23 protein-coding genes are annotated in these 24,598 nt (G+C 73.3%); 8 read left to right on the forward strand and 15 right to left on the reverse strand.

Translation table 11 applies throughout. From position 1 onward, the window contains the following. The first annotated feature begins 49 nt into the window (after window positions 1-49). On the forward strand, window positions 50-835 hold the full coding sequence (locus tag SPOPO_RS33180; RefSeq protein ID WP_084671436.1) for a phosphatase PAP2 family protein: 786 nt from the start codon (window positions 50-52) through the stop codon (window positions 833-835). Between the two features lie 21 nt (window positions 836-856). Here SPOPO_RS33180 and tsaD read toward each other — a convergent pair whose 3' ends face one another. The 3 genes from tsaD to SPOPO_RS0122160 are packed head-to-tail and all read right to left on the reverse strand — an operon-like array spanning window position 857 to window position 3,426. Then, window positions 857-1,906, reverse strand: a complete 1,050-nt coding sequence (gene tsaD / locus SPOPO_RS0122150) for a tRNA (adenosine(37)-N6)-threonylcarbamoyltransferase complex transferase subunit TsaD (RefSeq protein ID WP_028985021.1) — start codon at window positions 1,904-1,906, stop codon at window positions 857-859. Between the two features lie 6 nt (window positions 1,907-1,912). Continuing rightward, window positions 1,913-2,275, reverse strand: coding sequence for a hypothetical protein (locus SPOPO_RS0122155; RefSeq protein ID WP_019877294.1), 363 nt, complete (start codon window positions 2,273-2,275; stop codon window positions 1,913-1,915). Next, window positions 2,272-3,426: a DUF475 domain-containing protein gene (locus tag SPOPO_RS0122160; RefSeq protein ID WP_019877295.1), complete on the reverse strand. Its 1,155-nt coding sequence runs from the start codon at window positions 3,424-3,426 to the stop codon at window positions 2,272-2,274. Before SPOPO_RS0122160 ends, SPOPO_RS0122155 begins: the two co-directional genes overlap by 4 nt. Before the next feature lie 189 nt (window positions 3,427-3,615). Between SPOPO_RS0122160 and SPOPO_RS0122170 the strand changes: the two genes are divergently transcribed. Further along, the gene (locus tag SPOPO_RS0122170; RefSeq protein WP_019877297.1) at window positions 3,616-4,032 is read left to right on the forward strand and encodes a peptidase associated/transthyretin-like domain-containing protein; all 417 of its coding nucleotides are present in this window, start codon (window positions 3,616-3,618) and stop codon (window positions 4,030-4,032) included. A gap of 19 nt (window positions 4,033-4,051) precedes the next feature. On the opposite strand, the gene SPOPO_RS0122175 is transcribed toward SPOPO_RS0122170, so the two are convergent. The 5 genes from SPOPO_RS0122175 to SPOPO_RS0122195 form a co-directional block, all read right to left on the reverse strand. After that, complete coding sequence (locus tag SPOPO_RS0122175; RefSeq protein WP_211210946.1) at window positions 4,052-6,643, reverse strand: bifunctional FO biosynthesis protein CofGH; 2,592 nt, start codon at window positions 6,641-6,643, stop codon at window positions 4,052-4,054. Window positions 6,644-6,916: 273 nt separating this feature from the next. Beyond that, on the reverse strand, window positions 6,917-7,813 hold the full coding sequence (locus SPOPO_RS31115; RefSeq protein WP_019877299.1) for an alpha/beta hydrolase: 897 nt from the start codon (window positions 7,811-7,813) through the stop codon (window positions 6,917-6,919). Between the two features lie 55 nt (window positions 7,814-7,868). Further along, window positions 7,869-8,192, reverse strand: coding sequence for a hypothetical protein (locus SPOPO_RS0122185; RefSeq protein ID WP_019877300.1), 324 nt, complete (start codon window positions 8,190-8,192; stop codon window positions 7,869-7,871). 55 nt (window positions 8,193-8,247) lie between these two features. Next, window positions 8,248-8,844, reverse strand: coding sequence for a class I SAM-dependent methyltransferase (locus SPOPO_RS0122190; protein ID WP_019877301.1), 597 nt, complete (start codon window positions 8,842-8,844; stop codon window positions 8,248-8,250). Next, entirely contained in the window at window positions 8,841-9,143 is a 303-nt protein-coding gene (locus SPOPO_RS0122195) for a YciI-like protein (RefSeq protein WP_019877302.1), read from the reverse strand. Before SPOPO_RS0122195 ends, SPOPO_RS0122190 begins: the two co-directional genes overlap by 4 nt. Window positions 9,144-9,177: 34 nt before the next feature. On the opposite strand from SPOPO_RS0122195, the gene SPOPO_RS0122200 reads away from it, so the two are divergent. The 6 genes from SPOPO_RS0122200 (at window position 9,178) to SPOPO_RS33185 (ending at window position 16,148) form a co-directional block, all read left to right on the forward strand. Further along, window positions 9,178-10,641 carry an AMP-binding protein gene (locus SPOPO_RS0122200; RefSeq protein WP_019877303.1) on the forward strand — a complete coding sequence of 488 codons (1,464 nt, stop codon included), beginning with the start codon at window positions 9,178-9,180 and terminating at the stop codon, window positions 10,639-10,641. Window positions 10,642-10,696: 55 nt separating this feature from the next. After that, complete coding sequence (gene efeO / locus SPOPO_RS31120) at window positions 10,697-11,716, forward strand: iron uptake system protein EfeO (RefSeq protein WP_019877304.1); 1,020 nt, start codon at window positions 10,697-10,699, stop codon at window positions 11,714-11,716. Between the two features lie 32 nt (window positions 11,717-11,748). After that, window positions 11,749-13,056, forward strand: a complete 1,308-nt coding sequence (gene efeB / locus SPOPO_RS0122210) for an iron uptake transporter deferrochelatase/peroxidase subunit (protein WP_019877306.1) — start codon at window positions 11,749-11,751, stop codon at window positions 13,054-13,056. A 102-nt stretch (window positions 13,057-13,158) separates the two neighbouring features. After that, window positions 13,159-14,169 (forward strand): ABC transporter ATP-binding protein, encoded by a 1,011-nt coding sequence (locus tag SPOPO_RS31125; RefSeq protein WP_019877307.1) that lies wholly within the window; start codon window positions 13,159-13,161, stop codon window positions 14,167-14,169. Window positions 14,170-14,349: 180 nt separating this feature from the next. Next, window positions 14,350-14,904, forward strand: coding sequence for an FHA domain-containing protein (locus SPOPO_RS0122220; protein WP_211210947.1), 555 nt, complete (start codon window positions 14,350-14,352; stop codon window positions 14,902-14,904). 305 nt (window positions 14,905-15,209) lie between these two features. After that, on the forward strand, window positions 15,210-16,148 hold the full coding sequence (locus tag SPOPO_RS33185) for a CAP domain-containing protein (protein ID WP_019877309.1): 939 nt from the start codon (window positions 15,210-15,212) through the stop codon (window positions 16,146-16,148). A 64-nt stretch (window positions 16,149-16,212) separates the two neighbouring features. Here the strand turns inward: SPOPO_RS33185 and SPOPO_RS31130 are convergent, their stop codons facing one another. The 7 genes from SPOPO_RS31130 to SPOPO_RS0122260 form a co-directional block, all read right to left on the reverse strand. Further along, a complete protein-coding gene (locus tag SPOPO_RS31130; RefSeq protein ID WP_019877310.1) occupies window positions 16,213-17,277 on the reverse strand; it encodes a serine/threonine-protein kinase in 1,065 nt (354 codons plus the stop codon). A gap of 293 nt (window positions 17,278-17,570) precedes the next feature. Continuing rightward, a complete protein-coding gene (locus tag SPOPO_RS0122235; protein ID WP_019877311.1) occupies window positions 17,571-18,380 on the reverse strand; it encodes a TrmH family RNA methyltransferase in 810 nt (269 codons plus the stop codon). After that, a complete protein-coding gene (gene cobA / locus SPOPO_RS0122240) occupies window positions 18,377-19,615 on the reverse strand; it encodes a uroporphyrinogen-III C-methyltransferase (protein WP_245541739.1) in 1,239 nt (412 codons plus the stop codon). Before cobA ends, SPOPO_RS0122235 begins: the two co-directional genes overlap by 4 nt. After that, entirely contained in the window at window positions 19,612-21,351 is a 1,740-nt protein-coding gene (gene cobT / locus SPOPO_RS0122245; RefSeq protein WP_019877313.1) for a nicotinate-nucleotide--dimethylbenzimidazole phosphoribosyltransferase, read from the reverse strand. The genes cobA and cobT overlap by 4 nt, the downstream gene beginning before the upstream one ends. Next, window positions 21,348-22,376: an Rv2231c family histidinol phosphate aminotransferase CobC gene (gene cobC, locus SPOPO_RS0122250; protein WP_019877314.1), complete on the reverse strand. Its 1,029-nt coding sequence runs from the start codon at window positions 22,374-22,376 to the stop codon at window positions 21,348-21,350. The genes cobT and cobC overlap by 4 nt, the downstream gene beginning before the upstream one ends. Further along, window positions 22,373-23,815, reverse strand: a complete 1,443-nt coding sequence (locus SPOPO_RS0122255; protein ID WP_019877315.1) for a cobyrinic acid a,c-diamide synthase CobB — start codon at window positions 23,813-23,815, stop codon at window positions 22,373-22,375. Before SPOPO_RS0122255 ends, cobC begins: the two co-directional genes overlap by 4 nt. Before the next feature lie 74 nt (window positions 23,816-23,889). Next, window positions 23,890-24,549, reverse strand: coding sequence for a class F sortase (locus SPOPO_RS0122260; protein WP_019877317.1), 660 nt, complete (start codon window positions 24,547-24,549; stop codon window positions 23,890-23,892). Between the last annotated feature and the right edge of the window lie 49 nt (window positions 24,550-24,598).

Consider the following 24,598-nt stretch of genomic DNA (forward strand, 5'->3'; position numbering starts at 1 on the left):
CCGCTGAAAGTTTTCGTTCTCCCGGCCAAAGGCTGGCTACATTGAGTCGATGGCTGTTCGCCCCACGGCGAGCGATCTCCCCACCCGCTCGCGACGGACTTTCGCGGGCCTGACGCAGTGTGCCTTGGTCGCCGCGTGCGCCGCCCCGTACTTCCTCACGCGGCACGTCACCGAGGGGTCGGAGGAACGGGCCACCGAGAACGCGTACGCGATCCTCAACTTCGAGGACCGGCTCGACATCGCCTGGGAGAACAGCATCCACTCGGCGGTGGTGGCGCACCGGAGCATGACCACGTTCTTCAACTGGGTCTACATCTGGGGGCACTGGCCCGTCATTCTCACGACACTGGTGCTGCTGCACCGCTACGTCCGCGCGGCCTACACCCAACTCCGCAACGCGATGATCGTCTCCGGCGGCATCGGCCTGCTGATCTTCGCCCGATACCCGGTCAGCCCGCCGCGTCTGCTGCCCGAGGCGGAGTTCGTCGACACCGTCACGGTCTGGTCGCACTCCTACCGCGTCCTGCAACCACCGGCGTTCGTCAACCAGTACGCCGCGATGCCGAGCTTGCACGTCGGCTGGAACCTGCTCGTCGGCATCGTCGTCTGGCGCGCCGCGCGGCACTGGGTGCTGCGCGCGCTGGCCGTGGCGTCGCCGGTGCTGATGGCGACGGCGGTCGTCGCGACCGCGAACCACTACGTCCTCGACGTCATCTGCGGGACGGCCGTCGCGCTGTCCGGCTACGGCGCCGTTCTCGCCTACGAGCGATTCCGCGGCCGCTCGCCCGGGTCGCCGGGTCTGACGCGCCCTCACTTCGCCCTCACCCAGCAGTGACGCGGTCCCCGGCCGGCCGGGTCAGGCCGGGACGAGCGTCGCCGCCTGGAGGATCGCGGAGGGGTCGGCGCCGAGCGAGAGCGCGTCCGGCGCGGCGCCGCTGACGACGAGCATGTGACCGACCGACGCGATCATCGGGCCGTTGTCGGTGCAGTACTTCAGCGCCGGGATCCGCAGGCGCACCCCGGCGGCCGCGGCGCGCTCGGCGGCGACCTCGCGCAGGCGACTGTTCGCCGCGACGCCACCGACGATGAGCAGGTCGCCGCACTGCCGCTCCACGCAGGCGGCGAGCGACTTGTCGACGAGCACGTCGACGACGGCGTCCTGGAACGAGGCCGCGACGTCGGCGACCGGGATCGGCTCGCCCGCCCGCTCGCGGGCCTCCACCCAGCGCGCGACCGCGGTCTTCAGGCCCGAGAACGAGAACTCGAACGGCGGGTCCTGCGGACGGGAGAGCCCGCGCGGGAACGCGATCGCGGTCGGGTCGCCCTCCTTCGCGATCCGGTCGATGGCCGGGCCGCCGGGGAACGGCAGACCGAGGACGCGACCGACCTTGTCGAACGCCTCGCCGGCGGCGTCGTCGAGAGTGTCGCCGAGGTGCTCGATGGGGTCGTCGACGAGGTCGCGGCAGTAGAGCAGCGAGGTGTGCCCACCGGAGACGATCAGCACGACGCAGGGGTTCGGCAGGGCACCGTGCGCCAGCGCGTCGGCGGCGACGTGCCCGGCGAGGTGGTGGACGCCGTAGAGCGGGACGCCCCAGGCGATCGAGTACGCCTTGGCGGCGGCGAGGCCGACCTGCAGCGCGGTCGCGAGGCCCGGGCCGGCGGTGACGGCGATCGCGTCGACGTCGGCGGAGGTGATGCCCGCGCGGTCCAGTGCCAGCTCCATGGCCGGGACCAGCGCCTCCAGGTGGGCGCGCGCCGCGACCTCGGGCACGACGCCACCGAAGCGGGCGTGCTCGTCCATGCTCGACGCCAGCGCCTCGCCGATCAGCTCACCGTCGCGGACGACGCCGACACCGGTCTCGTCGCACGAGGTCTCGATCCCCACCACCACAGGCATGGGGCCCATTGTGACTCAGGGATGCGCGCGGGCGAATTCGGCAAGGCGCTCGGCGGCGCGGGCACAGTCGAACGCGGCCTGGCGGTACGCGACGGCGGCGGCGAGCAGCTCGGACTTGCCGACCTCCTCCGCGACCGGGTGCCGGTCCTGGGTCTGCAGATAGCTCCGCGCGGCGGCCTCGGTGTCGGCGTCCAGCTCGGACCACCCGGACGGGGCGGCCGCGGGATCGGCGAAGCGGGCCCGCAGCTCGCGCTGGGCGGAGTCCATGCGGGCGAAGGCCTCGGCCGCGGCCTCCTGTGCCGCCCGGGCCTCCCACGCGCGGCGCTTCTTCCCCCGCAACCGGCGCGGGGGTTCGGCCCCGAGCCCGGTCGTGCTCACGACGCGCTCACCCCGCGCCCTGCCTCGCTGCTCGACGGTGAGATCTTCCGGCGCGAGGCCGGGCCGCCCATCCGCTTGTTGTGCGCGACCGAGCTGGCGATGCCGCCCAGGACGAAGAGCAGGCCGATGCCGCCGGTGATGAGTTCGTCGACGTGGATCGAGATCGTCAACAGCAGGATCACCGCGAGCGCCCCGATCGCCCACATCGCCCCGTGCTCCAGATAGATGTAGTCGCCGAGGGTTCCGCGCCGCACCAGGAAGACCGTGAACGAACGGATGTAGAGCGCGCCGATGCCGAGGCCGAGCGCGATGATGATCGGGTCCTGGGTGATGGCGAACGCGCCGAGCACACCGTCGAACGAGAACGACGCGTCGAGGACGTTGACGTAGAGGAAGAGAAAGAACCCGGCCTTGCCGGTGGCCTTCGCGGTCCCCGACGGGCCGCTGCGCGTCACCGGCACCGTCCGCAACGCCTCGTCGCTGTCCTCGCTCAGCACGTCCTCCGCGACACCTTGGCTCTCGAACAGCCGACCGAGGCCGTCGACCAGCAGGTAGGTGATCAGGCCGAGGACGCCCGAGATGAGGACCTCGCCCGGGTCGTCGGCCAGGTACTCCGCGGCCAGCGCCAGCGAGGTGAGCGCCAGGATGATCGAGGCCGTCGGCAGGATGCCGGCCCGCGCGAGCGGGCGTTCGATGTAGGTCAGCCAGTGGTTCGGGCGTTCGGTGTCGAACAGGAAGTCCAGGAACAGCATCAGCAGGAACATCCCGCCGAAGGACGCGACCAGCGGGTGCGCCTCGTCGAGCAGGTAGGCGTAGGAGCCGGGCTCGTGAAGGTCGCCCTTCTCCAGGGCGAGATCGATGGCCTCGATCGGCCCGAGGTGGGCGGTGACACCGACGATGAGCAGCGGGAACACCAGGCGCATGCCGAAGACGGCGATGAGCACGCCGACGGTCAGGAACATCCGCTGCCAGAAGTGGCTCATCCGCTCGAGGATCTTGGCGTTGACGACCGCGTTGTCGAACGACAGCGAGATCTCCAGGATCGACAGGATCGCCACGAGCAGCAGGCCCTCGATCCCGCCGTAGAGCAGGCCGGCGGCCAGGCCGAGAGCAGTGATCCCGAAGGACCACCCGAAGGTCTTGAGGATCAACGAACCGCCTTGCGTCGCGTCCGATCTCGGGACGCGGCGAGCCTAGTCCGACACCGAGCGCAACCTCGCGCGGGCGCACATCCCGACGAAGTGGACAAAGTCCCCGCCGATATCGAACGTGTTCTCACCCACAGTGATTGTTCGTGTACAAATCTGGTAACGACCTGGTCTCGCGCCTACCCTTCCAGAGTGCTGTTCACGTCTCGCCCCGCGATCGCCGGCGCTCTTGCGCTCGGTGCGGTCGCCGCGCTCGCGGTTCCCGCGGCCGCGGCGCCGACGGTCCGCGAGCCCGACGACCGGACGCGCGTCCTGGTCTCGATCAGCGCCCCCGCGACCGTCGAACGCGGCGAGGACGCCCTGCTCGGCGTCACCGTCAAGGACGTCGACTCCGGGGAGCCGATGGCCGGAACGCTGGTCGTCGTCCTGCGCCGCGCCGCCGGTGAGGGCGGCTGGGCCGAGGCCGAGCGGACCGTCACCGACGACCGGGGCCGCGCGGTCGTGGCCGCGGCCGTCAAGCCGCCGTCGACGGACTTCAAGGCCAAGGTTCCCCGCAGCGACACCCACCGTTGGGGTCGCAGCGCCAAGGTGACCGTCACCGTCGACTGACGGCGGTCGAGATCGGCGCTCAGACGGCCGTGATCGGCAGCTGCCGGCCGAGCCGGCGCGAAGCCGCGATCCGGTCCGGGTCGACGACGCCGTAGGTGGTCGTGCGCTGCCGCGCGGGCCGGCCGATGCCGGTGGCAATGGTCTCGAGTTCGAGCGGGGTCTTGGCCGATCCGTGCTCGGAGCCGGCCATGCGGGAGATGGTCTCCTCCATCAGCGTCCCGCCGAGGTCGTTGACGCCGGCGCGGAGCATCGCGCGGGTGCCCTCGACGCCGAGCTTCACCCAGGACGTCTGGATGTTGTCGATCCGCCCGTGCAGGAGCAGCCGCGCCAGGGCGTGGACGGCCAGGTTGTCCCGCTGCGTCGGACCGGGGCGGGCGACGCCGGCGAGGTAGAGCGGCGCGCTCTGGTGCACGAAGGGCAGCGGGACGAACTCGGTGAACCCGCCGGTCTCCTCCTGCAGCCGCGCGAGGAGCTTGAGGTGCGCGACCCAGTGGGCGGGGGTGTCGACGTGGCCGTACATCATCGTCGAGCTCGACCGGATCCCGACCGTGTGCGCGGTCGTGACGACCTCGATCCACGCCGCGGTCGGCAGCTTGCCCTTGGTCAGGATCCAGCGGACCTCGTCGTCGAGGATCTCCGCCGCGGTCCCCGGGATGGTGTCGAGGCCGGCCTCGCGGGCGGCGGTCAGCCACTCGCGGATCGACAGGCCCGCGCGGGTCGCGCCGTTGACGACCTCCATCGGGCTGAACGCGTGCACGTGCATGCGGGGGACGCGGCGCTTGACCTCGCGGACGAGGTCGAAGTACGCCGTGCCGGGCAGGTCGGGGTCGATCCCGCCCTGCATGCAGACCTCGGTCGCGCCGACCTCCCACGCCTCGGCCGCACGGTCGCCGACCTGTTCGACCGAGAGGGAGTACGCGTCGGCGTCGGTGCGCCGCTGTGCGAACGCGCAGAACCGGCAGCCGGTGTAGCAGACGTTGGTGAAGTTGATGTTCCGGTTGACGACGTAGGTGACCTCGTCCCCCACGACGTCCCGGCGGACCGCGTCGGCGAGCTCCAGCAACGCCGCCAGCGCGGGCCCCTCGGCGGTCATCAACGTCAACGCCTGAGTATCCGTCAGATCTGCCGGGGACCGCTCCGCCGCCCGCAGCGCCGCGGCGACGTCGCCGTCGAGCCGCTCCGGCGCCGACGACGCGGGGGCCGAGAGCCGCGCGGCGTCCTCGCGGACCGCGTCCCAGTCCCCGTAGGCGGCGTCGATGTCCGAGCGGGTCTCGGTGCGCCGGCCCTCGGTGTCGATCGCGGTGTGCAGGTCCACCCGGCCCCGCCCCTGACCGTCGGCCCCGCCGGCACCCCACTCCGGGTCCGGTTCCTGCCACGGCAGCCCGGCCGGGATCACGCCCGGGCGGGCGAGCCCGGTCCCCGGGTCCGCGAGGGCCTCGACGTGCGGGCGCACCCGCGGGTCGATCCACGGCTCGGGATTGCGCACGTACTCCGGGTGCACCGTCAGCCGCGGCATCAGCGTGAACCCGGCCGCCTCGGTCGCCGCGCCCAGCACGTCCAGCGCCGGCCACGGCCGCTCCGGATTCACGTGATCCGGCGTCAGCGGCGACACCCCGCCCCAGTCGTCCACGCCCGCCGCGAGCAGGTCGGCCAGCTCCGCGGTGTCGGACAGGTTCGGCGGCGCCTGCACCCGCACCTTCGCCCCGAGCACCACCCGCGCGGTCGCGACCGCGGCCAGGTACTCCTCACGGCCGGCGTCCGGGACCGAACGCATCGCGGTGTCGGGCTTGGCGCGGAAGTTCTGGATGATCACTTCCTGGACGCCGCCGTAGGCCCGCGCCACCCGGCGCAACGCGAACAGCGACTCCGCCCGCTCCGCAACGGTCTCCCCGATGCCGATCAGCAGACCGGTCGTGAACGGCACGTTGAGCCGGCCCGCGTCCTCCAGCACCCGCAGCCGCACCGCGGGGTCCTTGTCCGGCGAGCCGTAGTGCGCGCCTCCGGGCTCGGAGAACAACCGCGTCGCCGTCGTCTCCAGCATCATCCCCATCGACGGCGCGACCGGCTTGCACCGCGCGATCTCCTGCCAGGACATCACGCCCGGGTTCAGGTGCGGCAGCAGGCCGGTCTCCTCCAGCACCCGCACCGCGAGCGAGCGGACGTAGTCCAGCGTCGAGTCGTACCCCTTCGAGTCCAGCCACTCGCGCGCGACCGGCCAGCGGTCCTCGGGCCGGTCCCCCAGCGTGAACAGCGCCTCCAGGCAACCGAGCTCGGCGCCCTCCTTGCACAACGCCACGACCTCATCCGGCGACAGGTAGGGCTCGCGGCCCTCCCGTCGCAGCGCACCCGGCGTCGTCACGAACGTGCAGTAGTGGCACCGGTCCCGGCACAACCGGGTCACCGGGACGAACACCTTCGGCGAGAACGTCACGACTCCCGGCCGGCCCGCGGCCACCAGACCGGCGTCCCGCACCCGGCCGGCCGTGGCCACCAGATCGGCGAGATCGGCACCCCGACACGCCAGCAGCACGGCGACCTCGTCGAGGTTCAACGACGACCCGTCGCGCGCTCGGCGCAGGGCACGTCGCACTTCGGCCGGCGTGGGTGTCACGCGACCATCCTCGGTACCCGCCCCGGGCGGCCGGAAACCGGGGGTGCGGGTCAGGCCGCGAAGCGCTCCACGAGAGTCGCGCAGAACGCCTTGAGGTGGTCGGGCTTGCGCGAGCTGATCAGGTCCGCGGAGACCTCGGAGACGAGGTCGTCGACGTCGAAGGTGTCGGCCTGGTCCAGGTGGTGAAAGGCCTGCCCGGTGCGCTCGTCCGCCCCTCTCGGTCCGGGTCTCTCGGAAGCGGCTACCCGGGGCGAGGCGGGACAGGTCGGAGGCTCAGGCCCCCGCGAGCTTGGCCCGGAGGAACTTCGCGACGCCGTCGAGCGCGTCGAGCGCCTCGGGGATCTGCGCCATCGAGCGGGCGAAACCGTGCATCTGCCCGTCGAAACTGACGCGCTCGACGGACACGCCCGCCTTCTCGATCGCGTCGGCGAGCGCGAGGCCCTCGTCGCGCAGCGGGTCGAAGCCCGCCGTCAGGACCTGCGTCGGCGGGAGCGTCGACAGGTCGAGCTCGAGCAGGTCGGCGGGCAGGGCGGTGCGCGGCTCCGGGTTCAGGTACTGCGCCCAGTACCAGCGCATCGACTCCTTGGTCAGGCCGTAACCGCTGCCCAGGGTCTCCCAGGACGGGGTGTCGAGTTTCGGGGAGACGACGGGGTAGATCAGGCCGAGCCCGGAGATCGGGATGCCCGCCCGGCCGGCGACACTCGCGACCAGCGTGACCAGGTGCGCGCCGGCGCTGTCCCCGCAGAGCGCGATCGGGTTGCCCTCGGTCATCGACGCCTGGACGACCTTCATCACCTGTCCGGCCGCCACGGGGTGCTGGGCTTCGGGCGCCGGCGTGTAGCCGACGGAGACGACCGTGACCCCGGACCGGTTCGCCAGCGCCCGGCAGACGGTGTCGTAGGTGTCGAGCGTCCCGGCGACCCAGCCGCCGCCGTGGGCGTAGACGATCCCGGCCGGGGCGGCGCCCGCCGGCCGGTAGACCCGGACGAGGACCTCGTCGATCTGCCCGTCGACGACGGTCTCGACCGGCTCGCCGGGGCCGGACAGGAACTCGGCCCGCGCGACGTGCGCGGCCTGGGCCTCCTCCGGGGTCCCGGCCTCGACCGGGGTCCCCGGCAGAGCCTGGAGGGCTTCGAGCAGAGCGGCGGCAGAGGCGTCGAGCGTGGTCATGGCCTCACGTTAGCCGGGTCACTCCGGAGCCCTGCTGCGGAGCCCTTTCCCGAGGTCACCGCGTCGGCACGTGCAGCCCTCGCGTGCCCACCGGCCCCACGAGGTGGAAGTGCTCCAGCGCGGGCTGGTCGGGGAACTCCAGCCGGCCCCGGGCCACGGCGACCGCGCAGACCGCGGCCATGACGATGCCGCAACCGCCGAGGACGACGGCGGCGACGAGCACGACGGTCGTCACCAACCACCCCGGCACGTCGGCGACAGCGAGGACCGGGACGCAGAGGAGGAAAACCGCCGGCGTGTAGAACGAGACCCAGGCGTCGACCTGCATGACGCGTCGGAGCATGCGGTCCTCGGGCCGGAACGTCGCGTTCGGAGTCATGCTCCCAGCGTGGCCGCCGCCGTGCGGAGAGTCGATTACCTCTCAGGTAGTCCGGTCAGGTAGTCCGGCGGTGCACCGAGACGGCGTACCCGCCCGCCGCCGTCCAGGGGTCGCCGTCCCAGGTGCCGCGGCGGTCGACGGCGGTGAGGCCCGCGGCCGCGCACCAGGCGTCGTAGTCCTCGATCGGGACGGTCGCGGCCGGTGCGGGCAGGTGGGCGCGGTCCAGGCCGAACCCCGACACCAGCAGCCCGTCCGGGCGCAGGTGCGCGGCCAGGCGCTCCAGCACCCGCGCTCCCGTGCCCGGCGCGAGGAACGGGAACACGTTGCCGGCGGCCACCACGAGATCGAACGGGGCGGCGTCGGGGGTGTCGCTCAGGTCGAGCTCCGCGAGATCGGCCAGGTACCAGCGGACGCCGGGGATGCGCCGGGCGACCGCGAGCATCGACGCGTCGACGTCGGCGCCCGCGACGTCGAACCCGAGCTCGGCGAGCCGCGCGCCGACGCGCCCGGTCCCGCAGCCCGCGTCGAGGATGCGGGCGCCGGGCTCCACCAGCGCGGCGACGAAGTTCGCCTCGCCGTGCATGTCCTGGCCGGTGGCGGCGAGGGCCGCGATCCGGGCGGCGTAGGCCTCGCCGTCGAAGGGGGTGCTCACCGGCCGGCCGCCGGCGGCACCGCGGTGCCGACGACGGTGTTCCAGGTCCGGATCCGCCATTCGGTCACCAAACCGTTCGCCAGGTACGGATCGGCAGCGACGAAGGCCTGAACGGCGTCCTCGCTGCCCGCACTCCAGACGAGCAGTGCCCGGTCGAAGGGGTCGGCGAGGGCGCCGGCGAGCACGAGCTCCCCGCGTTCCACCGCGGCCTCGAGCAGGCCCAGATGCTCGGCGCGGAACTCGCCGCGGCGTTCCAGGTAGGTGTCGGCGAGGGAGTACTCCAGAACCACGTGCGTCATGGCGGCAACCTACTCACCCGCCAGACTGAAGCCCATGTCTCCGGCTTCCTCCCCGGCCCGTCCGGCCCTGTCGCTGCGCCAACTCCTCCCCGGCCTGGTGCAGGGCGCGGGGCGCGGCGACGACCGGCCCGACGCGCTCGCGGTGGACGGCGTCACCTGCTCCCGGGCGGACCTCCTCGCCGCGGCGCTCTCCCTCGCCGGCCGGCTCACCGGCGCGCGCACGGTGGTCGTCGAGGCCACGCCGACGCTCGAGACCGTCATCGCCGTCGTGGGAGCGCTGGCCGCCGGGGTGGCGGTGGTCCCGCTCGCCCCGGACGCGGGCCCGCTCGAGCGCGGGCACGTACTGCGGGACTCCGGCGCCGACGTCGTCCTCGGCGACCCCGCGTGGGCCGGCGAGGCCGGGTCCCCGCTCGAGCGCGTCCCGGTCCCGGCGCCCGGCACCGACGAGGCCTGCCGCCTCGACGCGGACACCCGCGCCGGCTCGTTCGTGCTGTACACGTCCGGCACCACCGGCCCGCCGAAGGGTGTCGTGCTCTCCGCGGGCGCGGTGGCCGCCGACCTCGACGCCCTCGCCGCGGCGTGGGCGTGGACGGCCGACGACGTGCTCGTCCACGGTCTTCCGCTGTTCCACGTGCACGGTCTGGTGCTCGGCGTGCTCGGCTCGCTCCGGACCGGCAACGCGCTCGTGCACACCGGGCGGCCCCTGCCGGAGCGCTACGCCGCCGCGGGCGGGTCGCTCTACTTCGGCGTGCCGACGGTGTGGTCGCGCATGGTGGCCGAGCCCGCGACGGCGGCGGCCCTGCGGCCGGCCCGCCTGCTGGTGTCGGGCAGCGCCGGTCTGCCCGCGCCCGTGTTCGACGCGCTCTCCGGTCTGACGGGCCATCAGCCCGTCGAGCGGTACGGCATGACGGAAACGCTGATCACGATCGGCGCCCGGGCGGACGGCGAGCGACGACCCGGCCAGGTCGGGCTGCCGTTGCCGGGAGTCCGCACGCGGATCCTCGGCGAGGACGGGGCCCCGGTCCCCCACGACGGCGAGACCGTCGGCGACCTGCAGGTGCAGGCGCCGACGATGTTCGACGGCTACCTGAACCGCCCCGAGGCCACCGCCGCCTGCTGGACCTCCGACGGCTGGTTCGTCACCGGCGACGTCGCGACGATCGGGCCGGACGGGTGGCACCGCATCGTCGGCCGCGCGTCCGTGGACCTGATCAAGAGTGGCGGGTACCGCATCGGAGCGGGCGAGGTGGAGGCCGCGCTGCTCGCCCACCCGGGCGTCCGCGAGGCCGCCGTCGTCGGTGAACCGGACCCCGATCTGGGCCAGCGCATCGTCGCTTTTGTCGTCGCCGACGAAGGAACGGACGCCGCGGTACTCACGCAGTTCGTGGCCGACGGACTCTCCGTGCACAAGCGGCCACGACGCGTGGAACTCGTCGAGAACCTGCCGCGTAACGCTCTGGGCAAGGTGCAGAAGTCGCTGTTGATCCCGGGCACCTGACCCGGGCTAAGGTGAGGCAAACCTTAACGTGATCGGCCCAGGAAAGAGTTCCCGCATGCGCCTGTCCCGCGCTCCCCGCCGCCTCGCGGCCGCCACCGCCGTCGCCGCCCTCGTGCTCACCGCCGCGGCCTGCGGCGACGACGACGACGAGGCGACCTCGCGCAACATCACGCCGACCTCCGGCACGATCGGATCCTCCGGATCCGGTTCCGGTTCGGGGTCCGGCTCCGGGTCCGGCTCGGCGTCGGGTGCCTTCCAGGACCAGGAGTCCGCCGGCCCGCTGACGCCCGAGGAGCAGGAGGCCGTCGACGACTACCGCGCCTACGTCACCGCGCAGGTCGCCGACAGCATCGCCAAGTCCGAGGACCTGCTCGAGGCGATTCAGGACGACGACGTCGCCGAGGCGAAGGAGATCTACCCCGAGTCGCGCGTCGGCTGGGAGAGCATCGAGCCCGTCGCCGCCGCCTTCGGTGACCTCGACCCGCGGCTGGACCTGCGCGAGGCCGACGTCGAGGCCGGCGACACCTGGACCGGCTGGCACGTCATCGAGAAGGCGCTCTGGGAGGACGAGACCACCGACGGGATGGAGGAGGTCGCCGAGACCCTGCTGAAGGACCTCGACGAACTCCGCCAGTCGGTGAAGACCGTCGTCATCACCCCGACGCTGATGGCCAACGGCGCGAAGGAACTCCTCGACGAGGTCGCCTCCGGGAAGATCACCGGCGAGGAGGAGGCGTTCAGCCACACCGACCTCTGGGACTTCCAGGCCAACGTCGACGGCGCACGCAAGGTCTTCGACCTCCTCAAGCCGATCGCGGAGGAGAACGACCCCGACCTCGTGAAGGAGCTCGAGGAGGAGTTCGACGACGTCGACGGCGAGCTCAAGAAGTACCGGCGCGGCGACGGGTTCGTCTCGTACGACTCCGTGAAGGACGCACAGCGCAAGGAGCTGTCCGACGCCGTGAACGCCCTCGCTGAGCCGCTGTCCAAGCTCGCCGGCGCGATCCAGCCCACCGAGGGCAGCGCCAGCGGCGCCGGCAGTGGCAGTGCGAGCGGGAGCAGCAGCACCAGCTGACGCTCCGTCACCACCGTGTGGAGGTGAGTCGAATGAGTTCCGAGCCCACGAACGACCAGAGCACCGAGCCGACGCCGACCGCGGAGGTCAGTCGCCGGCGCGCGCTCGGGATCGCCGGGCTCGGGGCCGCCGCGATCGGCGGACTCACGTACATCGGCCGGGAGGCCGTCGCGAGCGCGGACTCGGAGAAGGCCTCCGCGCTCGCCGCCGGGGGGCTCGCCCCGCGCGGGCTCCCGATCGCGTTCCACGGCCCGCACCAGGCCGGCATCGCGACCCCGGTGCAGGACCGGCTCCACTTCACGACCTTCGACGTGAAGACCGAGAACCGCGGCGAGCTCGTCTCGCTGCTGCAGGCGTGGACCCGCGCCGCGGAGCGGATGTGCAACGGGCTCGACGCCGTCGAGGGCGGCGCGTTCCCCCGCGTCCCCGAGTACCCGCCGGGCGACACCGGGGAGGCCGTCGGGCTGCCGGCGTCGCGGCTCACGTTGACGATCGGCTTCGGCCCCACCTTGTTCCGCAAGGGCGGCAAGGACCGCTTCGGTCTGACGGGGCGTAAGCCCGAGGCGCTCGCGGACCTGCCGAAGTTCCGCGGCGACACCCTCGACCCGCTGCGCAGCGGGGGCGACATCGCCGTCCAGGCGTGCTCGGACGACCCGCAGATCGCGGTCCACGCGATCCGCAACCTCGCCCGCATCGGCTTCGGCACGGTGTCGGTGCGCTGGTCCCAGCTCGGCTTCGGCAAGACCTCCTCCACGACGCCCGAGGAGCAGACCCCGCGCAACCTGTTCGGCTTCAAGGACGGCACCAACAACCCGTCGGTCGACGACATCGCGACCCTCGACCAGCACATCTGGGTCGGCGCGGCGGACGACCCCGAGTGGCTCCGCGGCGGTTCGTACCTGGTCGCCCGGCGCATCCGGATGCTCATCGAGATCTGGGACCGCACCTCGCTGGTCGAGCAGGAGAACATCATCGGCCGCGACAAGTCCGAGGGTGCCCCCGCCGGCCTGCGGTTCGAGCGCGACCCGATCGACCTGTCTCAGCAGCCACCGGACTCGCACGTGATGCTGGCGATGCCGGAGACCAACGAAGGCGCGACGATGCTGCGCCGCGGCTACTCGTTCGTCGACGGCTCCGACGGTCTCGGCCGCCTCGACGCCGGGCTGTTCTTCCTCGCGTTCCAGCGCGACCCGCGGACCGGGTTCATCCCGGTCCAGCAGAAGCTCGCCCGCGCCGACGTCCTCAACGAGTACATCCGGCACACCGGCTCCGGGGTCTACGCGTGCCCGCCGGGCGTCACCGGGCCCGACCGCTGGTGGGGCGACACCCTCTTCGCCTGATACCTGAGCGTTTGCCAAGAACCCTGGCCGGTTCGGGCATTCGGGACATCTCGCACCGAGGCCTTCCCTAAGCTCCGCGACAAGCGAACTGGGGAGGGCGCTGTGGACGAGTTCGTCTCGATCCCGGCACAGGGGGCGACCGGGGGAATCCGCGTACGGGGCGCGCGGCGCACGTACGGGGCCCTGGCGGCCGTGGACTCCATCGATCTCGACGCGCGGCCGGGGGCGGTCACCGCGCTGGTCGGCCCGTCGGGGTCCGGCAAGACGACGATGCTGATGATGCTCGCGACGTTGGTGGCACCCGACGGCGGCGAGATCCGCGTGGCCGGGTTCGACCCGGCGCGCAACCCGGGCCAGGTACGCGCCCGCGTGGGATGGATGCCGGACTCGTTCGGCACCTACGGCAATCTGACGCCCCGTGAGGTTCTTGAGGTGGTCGGCGCGGCCCACCGGTTCTCGCGGCCGGACCGCTCCACCCGGGCCGCGGAACTGCTCCGCCGCGTCGGGCTGAGCAATGTCGTCGAGCGCCCCGTGCAGGTCCTCAACCGCGGCCAGCAGCAACGACTCGGTCTCGCCCGGGCGATGGTGCACCGCCCGCGCATCCTGCTCCTCGACGAACCCACCGCCGGCCTGGACCTCGTCAGCCGCGGAGAGCTCACGCGGCTGCTGCGGGAGCTCGCCGCGGAGGGCCACACCATCCTGCTGACGGCGCCCACGCCGGCCGAGGTGGCCGGCATCGCCGACCACGTCGTCCTGGTGGCGGCCGGCCGCACGGTCTCCCGGCCCGACCCGGTTCCGGCGCGCCGCGCGCGAGCAGCGGCAGCGGCTCCTTGGCGGATCCGCGCCCTCGACGACGACGTCCTGCTGACCGCCCTGCGCGCGTACGGGTTCCACCACTGCACGTCGGAGGCCACCGGAGTGCAGGTGCTGCTGCGCGGAGACCTCGAAGCGGCGGATCTACTGACCGCTCTCGTGCGTGACGGCGTGCGGGTCGTCACACTCCAACCGGCCGAGATGACGGCGGGTGACGTCCGTCCTGGGGTCATTGCCGGATTTGGTGCTCATGACGGACCAGTCGTCGTGACGCAGCATCACGAGAACTCCACCGCGTGACGACCGCGACGGAGACGTCCGATCCCGGGTAACCCGTTCGGCAGCATTCGCTGCACGCGACTCCGCTAGTAGCTTTTGCCCCCTGCGGATAACGCCGCTCGGGGGTTTGAAGCCTCCGCGGGATGGGGAGTGGACGTGGTCGCGCATTTGGTTGTCTCACGGCCGGGGGGCCCTGAGTTCGTGGTGCTGTCGGCATCCGGCATGAGCATGGGTCGGGCGCCGGACAACGACGTGATCATCGCGGACGAAAGCGTCTCGCGCCTGCACGCCATCCTGGAGGCCCGCTCCGGCGGGTGGTCGATCCGGGACCTCGGCTCGCGCAACGGCACCTTCGTCAACGGTGAACGGATCCTCGGCGAACGCGCGCTGCGCGACCGCGACGAGATCCGGGTCGGCGGGGCGCGGTTGGCGTTCCGGCCGGACCCGGAGACCGAGCGGTACGCCGAGACCCTCGCCGCCGATCCACCGCCGGAACTGACGCGGCGCGAGCGCGACGTGCTGCTCGCGTTGTTCCAGCCGGCGGGCACGGCCGACGTGTTCATGGAGCCGGCGTCGACGCGGCGCATCGCCGAGGTGCTGTTCGTCAGCGAGGCGGCGGTGAAGCAACACCTCCTCAAGCTCTACGAGAAGTTCGGTATCCGCGCGGGCGGCGACCGCCGCCGGGTGCAGCTCGCGAACGAGGCGCTGCGTCGCGGCGCGGTGTCCTTCAGTGAGGTGCGTGACATTCTGCGCTGACGCCTTTCGCGTCGGGGCGAATTCCCGGTAATGCATAAGCGGCCGGAAATCGCGGATCGGCTGTTCGAGCGTTACCGGTGGGTAGGTCGAAATTCCGCGAACCACCAGGTCAGGGGCCCTTCGGGGCTCCTTTTCCGCTTCTGCGCAGGTTCGTTCGACCCCCCTGACGATCCGGTCAGATTCCCCTTACCCGACGGTGCGGAACCGCTGTCGTTGGCGGCCATTACCGGTGCGGTGTGCCACGGCGAAGGATTCGACTGCCGGGGAAATGCGCTCGGCAATGTTCGAGGGGGGTCGAACGTTTGATGAATCGACGCAGAACCGCACCGGGCCGGGTCCTGGTCGTCGCGTTCCTGGCCGCCACCGGCCTGGTGGCCTACGCCGCACCCGGCCTCGCCGCCGAGGCCGGGCCCACACCGCCGCTGACCGCCGTCGCGGCCGCACCGACCGGGGACGACCCCGACGACGAGCCGTCGGGGGGCGGCTGGCGCGGGACCCGCGAGGGCGAGGACGCCGGGGGCGAGGACGACTTCGCCGAGGAGGACTCTCGCGACGAGGACGAGGACGGGTACGACTCGGCCGGGTCGTCGGACGCCGACGAGCGGTACGTCGTCGACGGCGAGCAGAAGTCGAGCAAGGCCAAGAGCACGAAGATCACGACCAAGAAGAAGAAGGACAGCAAGCAGTCCGCCAAGAAGAAGGCGGCGAAGAAGAAGGCCGCAAAGAAGGCCGCCGAGAAGAAGGCGAAGCAGCAGGCCGCCGCCAGGAAGAAGATGCGCCGGCAGGCGCTCAAGGCCGCCCGGGCCGCGCAGAAGCGCGAACAGCAGCAGCGCCGGGCGACCGCCGACGACGGCGACTCCGGTGGCTCGATCGACTCGATGCGGCAGGCGATTCTCGACCTCACCAACCGCGCGCGGGCCTCGGCCGGCTGCGGGCGCCTGCGGTACAGCAACCAGCTGGAACGGTCCGCCCAGTCCCACGCCAACGACATGGCCGAGCACAACTACATGTCACACACCTCGCGCAGCGGGAAGAACTCCGACCAGCGCATTCGGGCGACGGGCTTCAACGGCGACAAGACCGGCGAGAACCTGGCGAACGGGTTCTCCTCACCCGAGGCCGTCGTGAAGGCCTGGATGAACTCGCCCAGCCACCGACGGAACATCGTCGACTGCAAGTTCAAGATCCTGGGCGTCGGCTACGTCCGCTCCGGCGGGTACTGGGTCCAGCACTTCGGGGGCTGAGCCCCACCACTCGTTGCGTCCGGCTGACGGTGGCCTGTAGACCACCGTTGGCCGGACGTAGCGGTTAAGACGAGAAGGAGCGACGGTCCCGGGCGGCCGGGAGACGGATGCCGCGCCAGCGGGCCGCGAGCTCGGTGAGGTCGGTGGTCTCGGCGTCCGGGTCGGGTGTGTCTGCTCGGCGGGCGCCGGTCCTCCCCTCCAGGCCGGCGCCCGCCGAGAGAGCGCGCACCGCAGCGGGCCGCGGTACGACGACGAGGTCCGCAGCGCTGCGACGCGCCGCGGAGAGAACATCGGTGAGCCCGATCGCGAAGGCGAGCGCGCCACCGGGCCGCCCGACCGGGTCCTTCGCCAGAGCGGCGTCGAGCAGACGCACGAGGCCGTCCGGTGCGCTCGGGACGTCGGGCGGCGGGTCCTGCGCGATGCGCAGGTAGAACGCCGCGAGAGGCTCGTCCGGCGCGGCCGCGAACGGCGGCGTGCCCGCGATGAGGTAGTAGACCGTGGCCGCGAGTGAGTACACGTCAGAAGGCACGGTGGCCGGGGATCCGTCGAGCACCTCGGGCGCGCAGTACGGCACGGAGCCGCTGACGCGGACCGGCGCTTCCGACGCGTCGTCCGGCAGCGCCGAACCGAAGTCGGCGAGCAAGGGGACGCCGGTGTCGGAGAGCAGGACGTTGTGCGGCTTGACGTCCCGGTGCAGCACACCGCGGCGGTGGGCGGACTCCAGCGCGCCGGCGAGCTGGATGCCCATCCGCGCCGCCTGGTGCCACGGCAGGGGGCCGTACCGGAGGATGTGCTCGTGCAGCGTGCCGCGCTGCGCGTAGTCCAGGACGAGGTACGGACGGCCGTCGGAGAGCGTGCCCGTCGCGTGGACCGGAAGAACGTGCGGATGGCCGGAAAGCCTTCCCAGCGCGAGGGATTCGCGGGCGAAGCGCTGCGCTCCCTCGGCCTGTTCACCCGTGCTCGAACCCACGCGGACGGTGCCGACCTTGACCGCGACGTGGCGGTCCAGCGCATCCTGGCGCGCGCGGTAGACGACCGCGAACGCACCGCGGCCGATCAGGGCGAAGTCGCGAAGTCCAGGGATGCACGGAACCTGCGGAAGGTTCGGCACCGCGCCGTCCAACGCCACTGTTCCACCTCGTAATCGGATACGTCCGACTTGCTCGACGAGGCGGATACTGACACGGTTCGACGCCCCCTACCCTGGTCTGACCGGGTAGCAAACCCGTGTCGTCACTCAGTTCACCCGAGTGGCCCAATGCGACGTCACAGCGGCGCGATTCCGGTCCAGCACCGCGACCGGACCGGTCCGGACATTCCCGGAGATGTCGCCTGGCCGCAGGGCCGAACGCGCCGGCGCTCTCCCTCGCCCACACGGACCAACGGCACCGTTCGGCTCAACGGCGATCCAAGCCAGAACTGCTATCGCGTCGCGTAGAACGCGACCGCGGCCGCCGCCGCGACGTTGAGCGAGTCGATCCCGCCGGCCATCGGGATCGTCACCTCGACCGCCGCTGCGGCGACGGTCGAGGCGCGCAGACCGTCGCCCTCGGAACCGAGGATCAGGGCCAGCGCGGGGAGACGGCGAGCGACGAACTCGTCAAGAGGGACGGCCTTCTCCCCCAGGGTCAGCGCCGCGGTGACGAAGCCGGCGTCGTGCAGGAGCGAGATGTCCTCGGGCCAGCGCTCGAGGCGGGTCCAGGGGACGGTGAAGCACGCGCCCATCGAAGTGCGGATCGCCCGGCGGTACAGCGGGTCCGCGCAACTCGGCGTCACCAGCACCGCGTCGACGCCGAACGCGGCGGCGCTGCGCATCGCCGCGCCGACGTTCGTGTGGTCGGTGATGTCCTCCAGCACCGCGACGCGCCGCGCGCCGGCGAGCACCTCTGCCACGGCGGGCAGCGGGCGTCGATCCATGGCCGCGAGCAGACCACGATGAACGTGATACCCCGTCAGACGTTCGAGTACGTCGGGCCCGGCGACGAACACCGGCGCCCCGGCCGCGGCGACCCGCGCGACCAGATCCGCGGCGGGATCGACGCGGTTCGGCGCGAGCAGCAGCGACCGCGGCGTGAATCCGGCGTCGAGCGCGCGTTCCAGAACGGTGGCGCCCTCCGCGATGAAGACGCCCGCGGCCGGCTCGCGCTTCACCCGGTGCCCCACGTCGGTGAGCCGGGCGTAGTCGGCGAGGCGCGGGTCGGTCGGGTCCCCGACCTCGACCGGCGGCGTCACGACGGCAGCGCGTCGCCGAGCGCGACCACGTCACCGACGACGACGACCGCCGGTGGCCGGATGCCCTGCTCCGCAACCGCGGCGGCGATTCCGCTCAACGGCGCGCGCACGGTGCGCTGCGCGCTGGTGGTGCCCTCCTGGATCACGGCAGCCGGGGTTTCCGGGTCGCGGCCGTGCTGCACGAGGGCGGACGCGATTGCGCCCAGCTTGTCGATGCCCATGAGGATGACGAGGGTCCCGCGCATGCGCCCGAGCGCGGTCCAGTCGGTGAGGGAGTCCGCGTGCTCGGGCCCGATGTGGCCGGAGATCACGGTGAACTCGTGCGCGATCCCGCGGTGCGTGACCGGGATCCCGGCGACGGCGGGCACCGAGATCGAGCTCGTGATGCCGGGCACGACGGTGCACGGGATGCCCGCCCCCGCGCAGGCCTGGACCTCCTCGAAGCCGCGGCCGAAGACGTAGTTGTCCCCGCCCTTCAGCCGCACGACGAACTTGCCCGCCTTCGCGTGCTCGACGAGCGCGTCGTTGATCGCCTCCTGGGCCATCTGGCGGCCGTACGGAATCTTCGACGCGTCGATCACCTCGACGTGGGGTCCGAGCTCGGCGAGCAGGGCCGGCGGGGCGAGGCGGTCGGCGACGACGACGTCGGCCTGCGCGAGCAGCTGCCGGCCGCGGACCGTGATCAGGTCCGGGTCGCCGGGGCCGGCCCCGACGAGCGCGACGCCGGCGACCCGCTCGCGGACGCCGGTCGTGTCGACGGATCCGTCGCGCAGGGCCGTGAGCACGTTGTCGCGCACGGCCGCGGCGCGGCGCGGGTTGCGCCCGGCCAGCACGGCGAGGGTGAGGCCCTCGTAGCGGCCGGAGGCGGCGGTCCAGGCGGTGGCGGCCGTGGCGTCGTCGGCCCGGACGCAGAAGATGCGCCGCGCCTCGGCGTCGGCCGCGACGGCCGCGTTGACGGCCGGGTCGGCCGTCAGGGCGAGCGCGTACCAGGCCCCGTCGAGATCTGACGGCTCATAAGGTCGGCGTTGCCACCGCAGGCGGCCGTGGTCGGCGAGAGCGTCGATCGCCGGCGTCGCCTCGGGCGAGACCACGACGACGTCAGCGTGGGCGTCGAGCAGGGCGGGCACGCGGCGGGCGGCCACCTGACCGCCGCCGACGACCACCACGCGGCGACCGGACAGGCGCAGGCCGACGGGGTAGGGCAGGGGCTCGCCGGCCACTGACTGGTCGGTCACTTCTCGGTCACCCCGGCGGAGTCGAAGGTCGCGACCTCGGCGAGGGCCCGCGCCGCGGACTGCACCAGCGGCAGCGCGAGCAGCGCCCCGGTGCCCTCACCGAGCCGCAGGTCGAGCGCGACCAGGGGCCGCAGGCCGAGCGCGTCGAGCGCGACGGCGTGGCCGGGCTCGGCGGAGCGGTGCCCCGCGAGCCACGCGACCGAGGCGTCCGGGTGCAGCGCCGCAGCCACCAGCGCCGCGGCGCCGGCGATGACGCCGTCGAGGATCACCGGCACGCGCAGGGCGGAAGCCGCGAGCAGGAAGCCCGCGAGCGCGGCGTGCTCGAGTCCACCGACCGCGGACAGCACCGCGATCGGATCGGCCGGGTCCGGGCGGTGCCGCTCTAGCGCGGCGCGGACGACCTCGACCTTGTGCGCGTGCATCTCGTCGTCGATGCCGGTGCCGCGGCCGGTGACGACCGCCGGCTCGACGCCGGTGAACGCCGCGATGAGGGCGGCGGACGCGGTGGTGTTGGCGATCCCCATGTCGCCGGTGATCAGGCAGCGGTTGCCGGCGGCCACGAGGTCGCGGGCGACCTCGATGCCGATCTCGACGGCCGCGACCGCCTCGTCGCGCGTCAGGGCCTGACCCTGCGTCAGATCAGCGGTGCCCGGCCGGACCTTGCGGGGCAGCAGGCCTGGCACCGTCGGCAGGTCCGCGGCGACGCCGACGTCCACGACGACGACCTCGGCCCCCACCTGCGCCGCGAAGGCGTTCACGACCGCCCCGCCGGCGAGGAAGTTGGCGACCATCTGGGCCGTGACCTCCTGCGGCCACGGGGTGACGCCCTGGGCGTGCACGCCGTGGTCGGCGGCGAACACGGCGACGGCCGCGGGCTCGGGCAACGGGGGCGGGCACTCCCCCGCCAGGCCGGCGAGCTGGACGGAAACGTCCTCCAGGACACCGAGCGCGCCCTTCGGCTTGGTCATCCGGTCCTGGCGGTCCCGGGCCGCGTCGACCGCGGCGGCGTGCGGCGGCGCGAGCTGCGCCAGCGTCTGCGCCAGCAGGTCCATCGGTTCCTCCCCGGGTAGGCCTCGCCGGCCGAATTCTTCCGAATGGACCGCCCAGCCCAGCGGGCGGCGGTGCGCCCAGCCCGCCGTGGCCAGTTCCGGGGAGTCCGCGAAGGCGTCCACGTGGCCCAGGCAGAGGTACGCGACGACCTCCAGGTGCGCCGGCAGCCGGAGCTCGGCCGCGAGCGCGGCGGCGTCGAAGAAGCTGACCCAGCCGACGCCCAGACCCTCGGCCCGCGCGGCCAGCCAGAGGTTCTGCACGGCCCCCGCGACGGAGTGCGCCGCGGTCTGCGGCTGGCTGTGGCGGCCGAGGGTGTGGCGGCCGCCGCGGGTCGGGTCGCAGGTGACGACGATCCCCACCGGCGCCTCGCGGATCGCCTCCACCCGGAGCTTCGCGAACGCCCGGGCCCGCGCGGCGGGCAGGGACGCGGCGTAGGCGTCCCGGGCGGCCATCGCCAGCGTGTGCAGGCGGTCCCGCGTCTGCGGCGACCGGATCACGAGGAAGTCCCAGGGCTGGGAGAACCCGACGCTCGGCGCGGCGTGAGCCGCCGCGAGCACCCGCGTCAGCACGTCGTCGGCGACCGGGTCGGGCCGGAAGCCGGTGCGGACGTCCCGGCGCGCGGCGATGACGTCGTAGACGGCCGCCCGCGCCGCCTCCCCGAACCCGGGGTCCGCGCCCGTGCTCATCCGCGGCGGCCGAGGGCGGCCCAGGCCGTGACGAGGGCGTCGGTGGTGGCGGCGTCGCGGACCGCGATCCGCAGCCAGTCCGGGCCCAGGCCCGGGAAGGAGTCGCCGCGGCGCACGGCGAAGCCCGCGGCGCGCAGGCCGGCTCGGACGTGCTCGCCGTCCGGCACCTCGACGAGGACGAACGGCGCCCGCGGGTTGCCCACCACGCGCCGGCCCAGGCTGCGCAATCGGCGCAGCAGGTACGCGCGGTCGACCGCGATCTCCCGCGCGGCGCCGGCCGCCTCCAGGAGCGCGGCCGGGGTGCTGGTCACCTCGGCGGCGATCAGCGCGGGGGTGCTCACCGACCAGTGCGGCTGGACGCGCGCGAACGCGGCGACGAGGTCGGGCGGAGCCAGGCAGTAGCCGATGCGCAGGCCGGCCAGGCCCCAGGTCTTCGTCAGGCTGCGGAGCACGACCAGCCCGGGGAGGCCGGCCGGGGCGAGCGTCTCGGTCTCCCCCGGGACCGCGTCCATGAACGCCTCGTCGACGACGAGCACCCGGCCCGGTCGGGCCAGCGCGGCGACGGTGCCCGCGGGGTGCAGCACCGACGTCGGGTTCGTCGGGTTGCCGACGACGACGAGGTCCGCGTCCGCCGGGACCGCGGCGGGGTCGAGGGTGAAGTCGTCCTCGGCGCGCAGCAGGACGCGCTCGACGCGGTGCCCGGCGGCGCGCAACGCGGCTTCGGGCTCGGTGAACTGCGGGTGGACCACGACGGCGCGGCGCGGAGTCAGGGCGCGCGCGATCAGCGTGAACGCCTCGGCCGCGCCCGCGGTGAGCAGGACCTCGGCGGGCGAGCGCCCGTGCCGGGCGGCGACCGCCTTCCGCGCGGCGTCGGGCCTCGGGTACGCGGCGAGGTCGGCCAGGGACTCCGCGAGCCGGGTGCGCAGCCACTCCGGCGGGGTTCCGGGCCGGACGTTGACGGCCAGGTCCACCAGGCCGGGAGCGAGCTCGTCGTCGCCGTGGTGGTGGAGGTCGAACTCGCTCACGGCCGGGCGAGCCGCCGGAGGTCGACGCGGCGCGCGGCCTCGACGACGCGGCGCGCCAGCCGGGGCCGGCCCGCCCAGTGCAGGTGCAGGTAGGAGGCGTGGACGTTCCCGGTGGTGTGTCCCTCGGCGACGCCGGGCCCGCCCGTGGACGGGCGAACGGTCCAGGCCGGCCGGGTGCCGTCGGCGCCGGCGGCGGGGTCGCACGTGGTGCGGTGGAACTCGTGCCCGCGGATCCGCTCGCCCGCCCGGCAGAGCACGGAGTCGGCCGCGGCGACGGCCTCCCGGTAGCCGAGCGTCAGGCGGGGCGTCATCGCGGCGGAGAGGTCGAGCACGCCGCACATCGGCACGGCGTCGAGCTCACGGGCGAGGTAGAGCAGCCCGGCGCACTCGGCGACGACGACGCCCCCGGAGGCCGCGAGGTCGGCGACGTCCTTGCGCAGCCGCTCGTTCTCCGACAGCGCGGTCGCGTGGACCTCGGGGAACCCGCCCCCGACCACGAACGCCGTCGTGCCGGTCGGCAGGGACTCGTCGCGCAGCGGGTCGATCGTGACGACGTCGGCGCCGGCGGCGACGAGCAGCTCGACGTGCTCGGCGTAGCTGAAGGTGAAGGCCGCCCCGCCCGCGATCGCGATGCGCGGGCGGCGGCCCAGGCGCCCGCGGGGCGTCGGACCGAGCGCGAGGTGCGGGTCCCACGGCGTGGCGGACATCCGCGGCGCGGTCGCGGCCATCGCGCAGATCGCCTCGAGGTCGCAGGTGCGCGCGACGAGGTCGCCCATGGCCGCGACGGCGTCCACGGCCTCGGTGGCGCGCTCGGCCACGGGGACCAGCCCGAGGTGGCGGGAGGGCGTCGAGACCTTGTCCTCGCGGCGGATCGCGCCCAGGACCGGGACGCCGAGCCCGGCCAGCGCGTCGCGCAGGATCTGCTCGTGGCGGTCGGACCCGACGCGGTTGAGCACGACCCCACCGATGCGGACGGCCGGGTCGAACGTCGCGAAGCCGTGGACCAGCGCGGCCACCGAACGGGCCTGCGCGGCGGCGTCGACGACGAGCAGGACGGGCGCGTCGAGCAGTCGCGCGACGTGCGCGGTCGAGGCGAAGTCGTCGATCCCGTCCGCCCCGCCGGTCACGCCGTCGAACAGGCCCATGACGCCCTCGACAACGGCGATGTCGGCGTCCGCGGCCCCGTGCAGGAACAGCGGCGCGATCACCTCGGGCGAGGTCAGCCAGGCGTCGAGGTTGCGGGCCGGGCGTCCCGCGGCGAGGGCGTGGTAGCCGGGGTCGATGTAGTCGGGGCCGACCTTGTGCGGCGAGACGCGCAGACCCCGCGCGCGCAGCGCGGCGATCAGGCCGGTCGCGACCGTGGTCTTGCCGTGCCCGCTGGCGGGAGCCGCGACGACCAGACGCGGCGGACCGCCGGGGACCGGAAGACGAGGGCTCACGCGTCGACGGTAAGGCCCCGCCCTCGTGCCGCCAATGCCGGGTGGGTCAGGCGGGGCCGGTGTTCAGCAGTCGCTCAGGACGCCTTGGCGGAGACCACGCTGGTCGGCTCGGCGTCGACCGGGGAGGCGAACCAGATCGTGCGCTTGGTCCACAGGCCCGGGCCGAGGCGCTGGCCGGAGCAGACGACGATCGCGATCTGGGGCTTGCCCTTCTTCGCGAAGTACGGCTTGTAGACGCCGGCCGGGACCTCGCGGCGGTCGGTGACCTCGTAGCAGAGGTAGCCCTTCGGCCCGTGGACACGGACCTGGTCGCCCTCCTGCAGCCCGTCCAGGAGCTTGTTGCCCAGCGCGCTGCCGTCCGGGTACGTGTGGGCGTTCAGCAGGGCGTTTCCGCGGGAGTCGCCCGGGCGGATGCCGTTGCCGAGGTCGAAGGCCATCGACATCTTGCCGCCGCCGGTCAGCGGCGGGGTCCCGGGAACGCCGTTCGGGTCGCGCGGCAGCGCCATCACGTCGATGTTCCTGCCGACCTTGGGGATCGTGATCCCGGTCGGGACGAACCGGCCGTCCGCGGTGCTGCACTTCGGCGTCGGGGTGGGTGTGGGCGCGGCCGCGACCGTCTGGGTCCCGCCGTCGTCGCGCGTGGCGACGACGCCGACGACGCCGACGACGAGTCCGGCTGCGGCCAGCAACGCGACCGGCAGCGCAAAGCGCTTTCCCGGCTTCGATCCGTCCACGACTGCCCCGCCCCCTGCGGTCGTTCTGTGGTGTACGTCGAGACCGTAA

The organism is Sporichthya polymorpha DSM 43042 (genome assembly GCF_000384115.1).
Taxonomy (GTDB): Bacteria; Actinomycetota; Actinomycetes; order Sporichthyales; family Sporichthyaceae; genus Sporichthya; species Sporichthya polymorpha.